At 23.2% G+C, this 392-nt stretch carries 1 protein-coding gene; it reads right to left on the reverse strand.

Annotated elements, in window-relative coordinates:
* Positions 1-239 (reverse strand): helix-turn-helix domain-containing protein (locus tag HMPREF1552_RS10750; protein WP_021745228.1); only part of this gene is annotated, 239 nt, incomplete at its 3' end.
* Between the last annotated feature and the right edge of the window lie 153 nt (positions 240-392).

The raw sequence follows: 392 nt of genomic DNA on the forward strand, positions 1-392 counted from the left end.
AACGATATAATAGATGATTCTAAATTGTTAGAATCTTTATTTATACCGTATAATATGTATTCAGGTGAAACATTGTATAAATTTGACAGTCTAATTAAACTTTCACTATTTATTTTCCTCTCGTTATTTTCATATCTTGAAATAGCTCCAGCAGATGATTTTATCTTTTTAGCCACTTCTTCCAAAGAAAATTTGTACTTTTCTCTCAAACTCTTTAATCTTTTTCCTACATTTTCCATAGTAATTCTCCTTTAAAATCAATAAATTTTACCATAAAATTGATATTTTATCAATTTAATTGAAACGATACTGATAAATTTTATTTTTATGGTATATTTATTTTACCGATTAATGAATAAAAAAAGGGAAAACTTGACAAATACTCTTTAAAA

The sequence above is a fragment of the Leptotrichia sp. oral taxon 879 str. F0557 genome (genome assembly GCF_000469385.1).
Taxonomy (GTDB): domain Bacteria; phylum Fusobacteriota; class Fusobacteriia; order Fusobacteriales; family Leptotrichiaceae; genus Leptotrichia; species Leptotrichia mesophila.